The organism is Candidatus Pantoea floridensis, from assembly GCF_900215435.1.
Taxonomy (GTDB): Bacteria; Pseudomonadota; Gammaproteobacteria; order Enterobacterales; family Enterobacteriaceae; genus Pantoea; species Pantoea floridensis.
In genome coordinates this window covers 731,813-741,572 of sequence record NZ_OCMY01000002.1, presented here as the reverse complement: position 1 = coordinate 741,572, position 9,760 = coordinate 731,813, and the positions used below count along the sequence as shown (strand labels likewise).

Annotated in this window: 5 protein-coding genes; all 5 read left to right on the top strand. The window is 55.6% G+C overall.

Annotated features, from left to right (window positions below):
• The coding region (locus CRO19_RS23970; protein WP_097098357.1) for an MFS transporter at positions 1-1,114 on the top strand (1,114 nt) is incomplete at its 5' end.
• 259 nt (positions 1,115-1,373) lie between these two features.
• Positions 1,374-3,158 carry a malto-oligosyltrehalose trehalohydrolase gene (gene treZ / locus CRO19_RS23965; RefSeq protein WP_097098323.1) on the top strand — a complete coding sequence of 595 codons (1,785 nt, stop codon included), beginning with the start codon at positions 1,374-1,376 and terminating at the stop codon, positions 3,156-3,158.
• Positions 3,155-5,641: a malto-oligosyltrehalose synthase gene (gene treY, locus CRO19_RS23960; protein WP_097098322.1), complete on the top strand. Its 2,487-nt coding sequence runs from the start codon at positions 3,155-3,157 to the stop codon at positions 5,639-5,641. The genes treZ and treY overlap by 4 nt, the downstream gene beginning before the upstream one ends.
• A gap of 35 nt (positions 5,642-5,676) precedes the next feature.
• Positions 5,677-7,752, top strand: coding sequence for a glycogen debranching protein GlgX (glgX, locus tag CRO19_RS23955; protein WP_097098321.1), 2,076 nt, complete (start codon positions 5,677-5,679; stop codon positions 7,750-7,752).
• 308 nt (positions 7,753-8,060) lie between these two features.
• Positions 8,061-9,704, top strand: coding sequence for a methyl-accepting chemotaxis protein (locus tag CRO19_RS23950; RefSeq protein ID WP_097098320.1), 1,644 nt, complete (start codon positions 8,061-8,063; stop codon positions 9,702-9,704).
• Positions 9,705-9,760 lie beyond the last annotated feature (56 nt).

Genomic DNA, 9,760 nt, shown 5'->3' with positions numbered 1-9,760 from the left:
GATCATGATGTCGATTGGCACCTTCTGCATCGGCTTAATTCCCAGCTACGCCAGCATTGGTATTACCGCGCCAATTCTGCTGTTTGCCGCGCGCCTGCTGCAGGGCTTCTCAACCGGTGGCGAATATGGCGGTGCCGCGACCTTTATTGCGGAATATTCCACCGATAAGCGTCGCGGCTTTATGGGCAGCTTCCTCGAGTTTGGTACGCTAGCTGGCTACCTGTTAGGCGCGAGCTTAGTGACGGCAATGATCGCCTTCTTGCCTCATCAAACGATGATGGATTGGGGCTGGCGCGTGCCGTTCTTCCTCGCGGCGCCGTTAGGGCTGTTCGGCCTGTATATCCGTCTCAAACTGGAAGAAACCCCCGCGTTTAAAGATCACATGGATAAGCGCGAAGAGCTGGAGCACAACAAACCGCGTGTCAGCGTGTGGCAGATGCTGCGCGATCAGCATAAACCGCTGCTGAAATGTATTGGCTTGGTGCTGTTGTTTAACGTCTCAAATTATATGCTGACCGCCTACATGCCGAGCTATTTAACCGGCGTGTTAGGGATGAGCGAATTATCCGGCCTGATGCTGGTGATGGTAATTATGTTTATCATGATGCCCCTGACACTAATGTGGGGATATTTCACCGACCGCATTGGCCGTCGTCCGGTGATTGGTTTAGGAGCGCTAGGCTTAATTTTGCTGGCGATTCCCAGTTTTATGCTCATTGGTACCGGCAATATGCTGCTGGTCTTTGCTGGATTGGCGGTTTTGGGGCTATTGCATACCTGCTTCAGCGGCACCATGCCCGCCACGTTACCCGCGCTATTTGTCACCGATATTCGTTACAGTGCGTTAGCGATTGGCTTTAACTTGTCGGTATCACTGTTTGGCGGCACCACGCCATTAATTACCGCCTGGCTGGTGGATACCACGCACAACACGATGATGCCCGCTTATTACATGATGGGTGCCGGCGTGATTGGATTGATCACCGTGTTAACCCTGAGTGAAACCGCGCGTAAGCCACTGAAAGGATCATCGCCTGCGGTCGCCACTGAGGCCGAAGCGCACCGATTGATTGATAAGCTGCGTAAACGCAAGGCTAAGCATAAACCGGCCTGACCCACAGCGAGCGAAATCAATGAGGTTGCCACGGCTGGCAGCCTCATCTCATTCTAAACGAAGCGTTAAAATCCCCCTCTGATTCGATAATTTCCCAAAGTGGCCTGAAATCCGTTGGTACGCGCCAGAAAAGGCCAAAATATCGACTATGATTTGTTGTCCGACCTAACTTTTATCTCGATTTTTATATCTTTATCAGCCAGTAGCGAATCGCTTGATGTCGTCCATTGCCCCTGCGTGGGCTAAACGAGGCAATTGAATGGAATTCAGATCATTTGAAAAATCCTGGGGCGCTGAAATTCTTGCGGATGGCAGCGTTCGTTTTCGTGTTTGGGCACCGGGCCAGCAGCAGATCACCTTAAGCGTTGCCGACCATGACCGCACCATGACGCAGGTGGGAGACGGTTGGTTTGAGTTGAACGTCAACGACGTGGCACCGGGCGCAGAATACAACTTTGTGCTGGCCGACGGTACAGTGGTGCCGGATCCTGCCGCACGTGCGCAGAAAGCTGAGGTTAACGGTGCCTCTTTGGTGATCGATCCCAAACACTACCGCTGGCAACACACCCACTGGCAAGGGCGTCCATGGCACGAAACGGTGGTATACGAACTGCACATTGGCACTTTTACGCCTGAAGGAACGTTTCAGGCGGCGATCGCCAAATTACCGTGGCTGGCCGAACTAGGTATCACCCAGCTGGAAGTGCTGCCCGTTGCGCAGTTTGGCGGTAATCGCGGCTGGGGTTATGACGGCGTCCTGCTCTATGCGCCCCACGCGGCTTACGGATCGCCTGATGATTTCAAAGCGTTTATCGATGCCGCGCACGCGCACGGTTTATCGGTGGTGCTGGATATCGTGCTCAACCATTTTGGCCCCGAAGGCAACTACCTGCCGCTGCTGGCGCCCGCATTTTTCCATCAGGAACGCATGACGCCCTGGGGCGCAGGCATTGCTTATGATGTGGATGCGGCACGGCGTTATATCGTGGAAGCGCCGCTTTACTGGCTGCAGGAGTTCAATCTTGATGGTTTGCGTTTCGATGCCATCGATCAAATTGAAGACAGTTCCAGCAAACATGTGCTGATCGACATTGCCGAGCGCATTCGCCAGGCCATTCCCGAACGCCCTATCCACCTCACGACCGAAGATAGCCGCAATGTCATCTTCCTGCATCCGCGCGATCGGCAAGGTCAGGCGCCCTTGTTCAGCGGCGAGTGGAACGATGACTTCCACAATGCGGTACACGTGTTTGCAACCGGTGAAACGCACGCCTATTACCAGGATTTTGCCGACGTACCAGAAAAATTGGTGGCACGCGTGCTCACCGAAGGTTTTGCCTATCAGGGCGAGCTTTCGCCGCAGAGTGGTCAGCGGCGCGGTGTGCCCAGCGCCAGCCAGCCGCCGGTGGCGTTTGTGGATTTTATCCAGAATCACGACCAGGTGGGGAACCGCGCGCAGGGCGATCGCTTGATTAACCTTGCAGGCAGCGATCGCACCAAAGTGCTGCTCGCCACACTGCTGCTTTCACCACATATCCCTCTGATGTTTATGGGTGAAGAGTATGGCGAAACTAATCCGTTCCTGTTCTTCACCGATTTCCACGGCGATTTGGCCAAAGCAGTGCGTGAGGGTCGTGCGAAAGAGTTTACCGGCCACGCCGGACATGACGAAGAAGTACCCGACCCCAACGATGAGCAGACATTTACCCGTTCGAAGCTCGACTGGAACAAGCTGGAAACGCCAGAGGGCCAGGCGTGGCTGGCGTTTACCCGCGAGTTGTTGGCGCTACGTCAGCAGCATATTGTGCCGCTTCTGGCTGATGCCGGTGGTCATAGCGGCAAAGTGCTGGCTACCGCCGAGGGCTTTATTGCCGTCAGCTGGCATTTCCCACAGGGTGAGCTCTCGCTGGCGTTGAATATTGGAAAACATCACCAACCGTTGCCGGATATGCCGGGCAGGACGATTTTCGCCTGGCCGCAACAGGCTGAAGCATTGCCACAACACGCCATCGTGGTGCGTTTGGATCAGGGAGCTACAAAATGAGTATTCCAACTGCGACGTACCGCATTCAGTTCCGTAATGGCATGACCTTTGATCGCGCCGCTGCGCTGGTGCCCTATCTGCAACGTCTTGGCATCAGCCATCTTTACGCCTCACCCATTTTCAGCGCCACCGCCGAATCGACTCACGGCTACGATGTCATCGATGCCAATGAAATCGAACCGGCGATTGGCGGGCGTGAAGGTTTTGATCGTCTGGTCCAGGCGCTTAAACAGGCGGGCATGGAGTTAATTCTCGATATAGTGCCCAATCATATGGCGGCCTCGCTGGAGAACAGCTGGTGGCGAGATGTGATTGAGCATGGCGAAGCCAGCCGTTACGCGCGCCATTTCGATATTGACTGGTCGCGCCGCCTGACGCTGCCGTTTCTCGGCGACAGCTTTGATAACGTGCTGGAAAACGGTGAGCTGAGCATTAAGCCGCACCCGCAAACCGGCAACCCCGCGCTAGCCTATTACGACAGTTATTATCCGCTCACGCCAGCCAGCTGGCAGGATCGCGCCGACGCGGTGCTGGCCATCACCGATGCAAAGGCCATTACCGAGCTGCATGATCAGCAGCCGTGGCGACTAATGAACTGGCGCGATGCGCGCAGCGAACTCTCCTATCGCCGCTTCTTTGAGATCACCGGTCTGGTGGGCGTCCGCGTTGAGGATGATGCGGTATTTGCCGATTCCCATCAGCTGATTCTCGAGCTGGTACGCTCTGGCGCGGTCAGCGGCTTGCGCGTCGATCACGTCGATGGCTTGGCCGATCCGCAGGGCTATTTGCAGCAGCTGCGTCAGGCCACCGGCCCGGATTGCTACATTACGGTGGAAAAAATCCTTGCAGAAGGCGAGCACATTCCAGCCGACTGGCCGATTGCGGGGACCACGGGTTACGAATTTATTGCCGCACTCTCCCACGCGCTGATCGACGATACGCAGATTGATACGCTGCATTTGGCGTATGAGTCCACGACTGGCGAGCGCAACGACGTTGCAGCCGGATTACGTGTAGCGCGTGAACTGATGGTGGATCGCAATTTCGCTGGGGAGTTTGCTCGGTTGCTTAAGCTGGCGACCGACATCGCAGGCTCAGAGCATCGCAACCTTGGTGAGGCGGAACTACACGTTGCGCTGCGCGAAATCCTCATCGCCTTCCCGGTGTATCGCACCTACGGTCAGCAGGACGGCATGCCGCTGGAGGGTGAGGAACTGCTGCAACAGGTGCTGGAGATCGTGAAAAACAGCGCCTCGCCAACCGTGCTGAGTTTGCTGCAGGCGATTCTGTTGGGCGCGGTGTCTGAAGAGAGTGAAAAGGAAGCACATGAGTTCCGCGTACGCTTCCAGCAGCTGACCGGCCCGCTGATGGCGAAATCGGTGGAGGATACGCTGTTCTTTCGTAATCACGTGGCGCTGGCGATCAATGAAGTGGGCGCAGAGCCGCTACCGCACACCTTCTCGCTGGCGCATTTTCACCGCGAGATGCAAAACCGCCAACGTCAGCAGCCTAACGGTATCTCCTCCACCTCAACGCACGATACGAAGCGCGGCGAAGATGCACGCGCGCGCCTTTATACGCTGAGCGAAGCGCCTTCGCCGTGGGCGGAAAATGTTACGCGCTGGCGCCAGATTAATCATGCGCAGGTGGTTGAGCTGGAGGATGGACCCGCGCCGGAGCCCGCGGTGGAATGGATGCTGTATCAAGCCCTGGCTGGCGTCTGGCCCACCACGCTGCAACCGCAAGATGCCAGCGAACTGGAAGCGCGCTTTTTACCGTTTGTCGAAAAAGCGCTGCGTGAAGCCAAGCTGCGTACCGATTGGGCCGAGAGTAATGCAGCGTATGAAAAAGCGGTGCTGGAGTATGCCCGACATCTACTCTCGCCCGCCAATCAGCTGTTCCTCAGCGATTTCAGCCACGCGCTTCAGCCGTTTATCCAGGCCGGGTTGATCAATAGCCTGACGCAAACGGTGATTAAGCTCACCGCGCCGGGCGTACCGGATATTTATCAGGGCAGCGAAGCGCTGGACTTTAGCCTGGTCGATCCCGATAACCGCCGGACGCCAGATTTTGATCTGCTGCAACAACAGTTTGATGAATCGGCCTCTCCCGACTTTAACGATGCACAACACTGGCTAAGCGGCAAACTTAAGCAGCAGGTGATTGCACGGCTATTGCATCTGCGGCGTGATGTGCCGCAGCTATTCCGCTATGGCGACTATCAGCCGCTGAACGCCAGCGGTGAACATCAAAACAAAGTCATCGCCTTTGCCCGCCAGGACAGCAATAACGCGCTGCTGGTGATCCTGCCGCGTTTGAGTCTCAACAACGCGCAGTGGGGGCAAACGGAAGTGGTCCTGACCGAATCGCTCGCACATCGTCACTACCGCAATCTGTGGACCGGCGAAACGGTGGCGATTGGCGATTACATTCCGCTGGATGAGGCGGCCTCTAGCGCGCCGTTAGTGCTGCTTAGCAGCTAATGCATTGCCTGTTAACGCTGTTTGAGGGAATAAAGATGGAAAATGGTAAGCCTACAGAAATTACAGCAGGTTCGGGACAAGTGCTTGGCGCTAACTTTGATGGCGAGGGGGTGAATTTTGCCCTCTTTTCGGCCTGCGCAGAGCGCGTGGAACTCTGCTTGTACGATGAAAGCGGTGAGAATGAAATTGCCCGCTTCGATCTCCCTGAATACACCCATGAAGTGTGGCATGGCTATATTCCCGGTTTGCAGCCGGGTGCGCTGTACGGTTATCGCGTGCATGGCCCGTACGAGCCGGAAAATGGCCATCGCTTTAATCCCAACAAACTGCTGCTCGATCCCTATGCGCGCGAACTGGCGGGAGAACTGCAGTGGGATGAATCACACTTCGCTTATGATTTGCTGCATGAAGATAAAGATTTAAGTTTTGATACGCGTGATAGCGCGCCGTTCACGCCGAAATGTCGCGTGATCGATCCCAACGAATTTGACTGGCAGGACGCCAACCGACCGAACATACCGTGGTCGAAAACGGTCATCTACGAAGCGCACGTTAAAGGGTTTAGCCAGCTTAATCCTGCGGTTCCCGCCGAGATGCGCGGTACCTACGACGGCTTAAGCAATCAGGCATCGGTGGATTACATCAAAAGCCTGGGCGTGACCACGGTTGAACTGCTGCCGGTGCACGGTTTCCCGGACGATCAGCATTTGCTGGATCGCGGCCTGAAAAACTTCTGGGGCTATAACACGCTGGCCTTTTTTGCTCCGGCCACGCGTTATTTTGGTCCGCGCGGTATTCAGGGCTTCCGTGACATGGTACGCGCCTTCCACGATGCCGGCATCGAAGTGATTCTGGACGTGGTGTACAACCACACGGCTGAAGGGAATGAACTGGGGCCAACCCTGTCGTTTAAAGGCATCGATAACTACTCCTACTACCGCACGCTGCCGGACCAGCATCGCTACTACATCAATGACACCGGCACCGGCAATACCGTCAATACTTCGCATCCGCGCGTGCTGCAAATGATTCTGGATTCGCTGCGCTACTGGGCCGAATCCATGCACGTTGACGGTTTCCGCTTCGATCTTGGTACCGTGCTGGGACGTGAACCCGAAGGTTTTGATCAGCGCGGCGGCTTTTTCGACGCCATTATGCAAGACCCGGTGCTTTCCAAATTGAAACTGATTGGCGAGCCGTGGGATATCGGCCCGGGTGGTTATCAGGTTGGCGGCTTCCCGCCGGGTTGGGCTGAGTGGAACGATAAGTATCGCGATACGGTGCGTGAATACTGGAAAGGTGACATGGTCACCAATGATTTTGCTGCGCGCCTGCTGGGTTCCGGCGATCTCTACGATCAGCGCGGTCGCCGTCCGTGGGCCAGCATTAACTTCCTCACCGCTCACGATGGCTTCACGCTGAACGACCTGGTTTCATACAACGAGAAGCACAACGAAGCCAACGGCGAAGATAATAACGACGGTCACAACGAGAACCGTTCGTACAATTATGGCGCTGAAGGCCCAACCGATGATGAAGGTATCAACGCGGTGCGTGAGCGGCAAAAGCGTAACTTCCTGGCGACGCTGCTGTTTTCACACGGTACGCCCATGCTGCTGGCGGGCGATGAGTTTGGCCGCAGTCAGCTCGGCAACAACAATGGCTATTGTCAGGACAGCGAAATCTCCTGGCTTCATTGGGAGAATCTGCCGCCTTCCGCCGATGCGCTGCGCGATTTCACGCGTCAGGTGCTGGCGCTCCGCGCCAAACAGCCGCTGCTGCGTCGCGAAAGCTGGCGCGACGGGATGGATATCAAATGGTTTAACGCCGGCGGCGGGTTCCAGCAGGCCGACCAATGGGATGATGGCACCACGCTCGGGGTTTATCTTGGCCGGCCAGATCTGCAACCGGAAGAAGGCATTTGGCACGACGTGCTGATGCTGTTTAACCCTTACGAAGGCAACGTGCCGTTCCGCATTCCCCAGTTCGGCGAAGGCGGCTGGGTGCTGGAACTCAGCACGTCCGACAACGTTGAAAAGGGCCTGGTGATTACCAAAGAGAAGGATTTCGAACTGGAAGGACGCAGTATGGCGCTGTTCCGCAGACCATAATCGCGCAGGGTCGCCATTTATGGCGATCTCTTCCCTGGTGCGCATAAATGCGCACCCTACAACATCGCGTAAGGTCGCCATTTATGGCGGTCTCTTCCCTGGTGCGCATAAATGCGCACCCTACAACATCGCGTAAGGTCGCCATTTATGGTGACCTCTTTCCAGAAGCGCATAAATGCGCCCTCGACGAAAATTCACCCGCTGATAAAAATAAATTAACTAAATTCCTTAATCTGCCGATGGTTATTAATCTGCCCCTCTTCCCTGCGCGGCATCCACAGGGATGCTTTTAGATTAAGGATAATAAGATGAACATCTCTCAACGCTTGTTTCTGACCTTTTCCATGCTATTTGGCGCCATTATCCTGCAGGCGGTGCTGGCCATCACCCTGCTTTCTGGCTTCCAGGATCGTTTCGAATATGTGCAAACCAACGCCATTCCCTCGATTAAAGATCTCGGCAAGCTGATTGACGGCAGTAATCAACTGGCGCTCACGCTTTACAAACACAAAAGCCAGACCGATGACAACAAAATGCCTGCCGTTGAGGGTGAGATCCAAAAACAGCTGGCAGAACTGAAATCGCTCACTGATTTCTATCTGGCAAATGATATTTCCAACGACGAAGATCGGCGCTTAACCGAGCTGGCTTATAGCAATATCCAACAGGTTACCGCCACGTTACCGGCGTTTCTCGCCGCTTCGCGCGCTCACCAAAATGAAATAAGCCTCGATCTGATTGAGGGGCAAAACGGCATCGGTGCAGCGATCCATCAGCTGATTGCGGATTACCAAAAGCAGCTGGCGTTGAATATCGCCATCGGCGATGAGCTGCGTGCTACCAACCGCAGCACCTTCCACTTCGTACTGTGGACTACCATTGCGGGTGTTGCCGCTACCGTATTGATATTTGGTTTGCTGTCCCTGTTTACCGTATTACGCATCCGTCGCAGCTTGTCTGCCGCGGGTAAGGTGATGATGACCGCCAGCGAGAACCTCGATCTCACCCTGAAAGCCGACGAAAGCCGCCGCGATGAAGTGGGCAACATGGCGCACTCCTTCAACATCCTGATGGATCGCGTTGCGAACGCGCTGTCATCGGTGCGTGAAGCGTCGCAGTCAGTCAGCAGTGCGTCGGTGCAGATCTCTGCGGGCAATGAAGATCTCTCTTCACGTACCGAGCAGCAAGCCGCATCACTGGAGCAAACTGCCGCCAGCATGACCGAGCTGAGTGAAACCGTGCGTCAGACCGCCGATAACACGCATCAGGCCAGCCAGCTTGCCGCTAATGCCAGTGGTTTGTCTGAGAAAAGTAGTGAATCGCTCACCACCATGCTTTCAACCATGGACAATATTCGCGGCAGCTCACGTAAGGTGACGGAGATTGTTTCCATTATTGAAGGCATCGCTTTCCAGACCAACATTCTGGCGTTGAACGCGGCGGTAGAAGCCGCGCGTGCGGGTGAACATGGGAAAGGTTTTGCCGTTGTAGCCGGTGAAGTGCGTAATTTATCGCAGCGATCCACCACGGCTGCCCGCGAAATTAAAAGCTTGATTGAAGAGTCACATCGCCTGACCGAAGCGGGTGCCGCGCAGGCCAGCGACGTCGGCCGCAATATGAGCGTGATGAATGATGCCATTCATCAGGTAAGCCAGCTGGTGGGAGAGATTGCCGCAGCCGCCGTTGAGCAGAGCCAGGGCATTTTGCAGGTGCAGCAAGCGGTGAATCAGATGGATGATGTGACGCAGCAGAACGCCGCGCTGGTGGAAGAGGCATCTGCCGCTTCGCAATCACTGCAGGAACAAGCGGGCAATCTTAATCAGCTGGTGGGTAAATTCCACGTCGCGGAAGTGGCAGACGTCCGTCAACCGCCGGCGGCCTCGCGCGCGCCATCGCGGGTTAAACCCTCACGCGTGGCGCTGGTGAACGATGCTGAGTGGCAGAGTTTTTAAGCAAACGCGCGAATACTTTGGATTTTGTAGGGTGCGCATTTATGCGCACCTGGCAT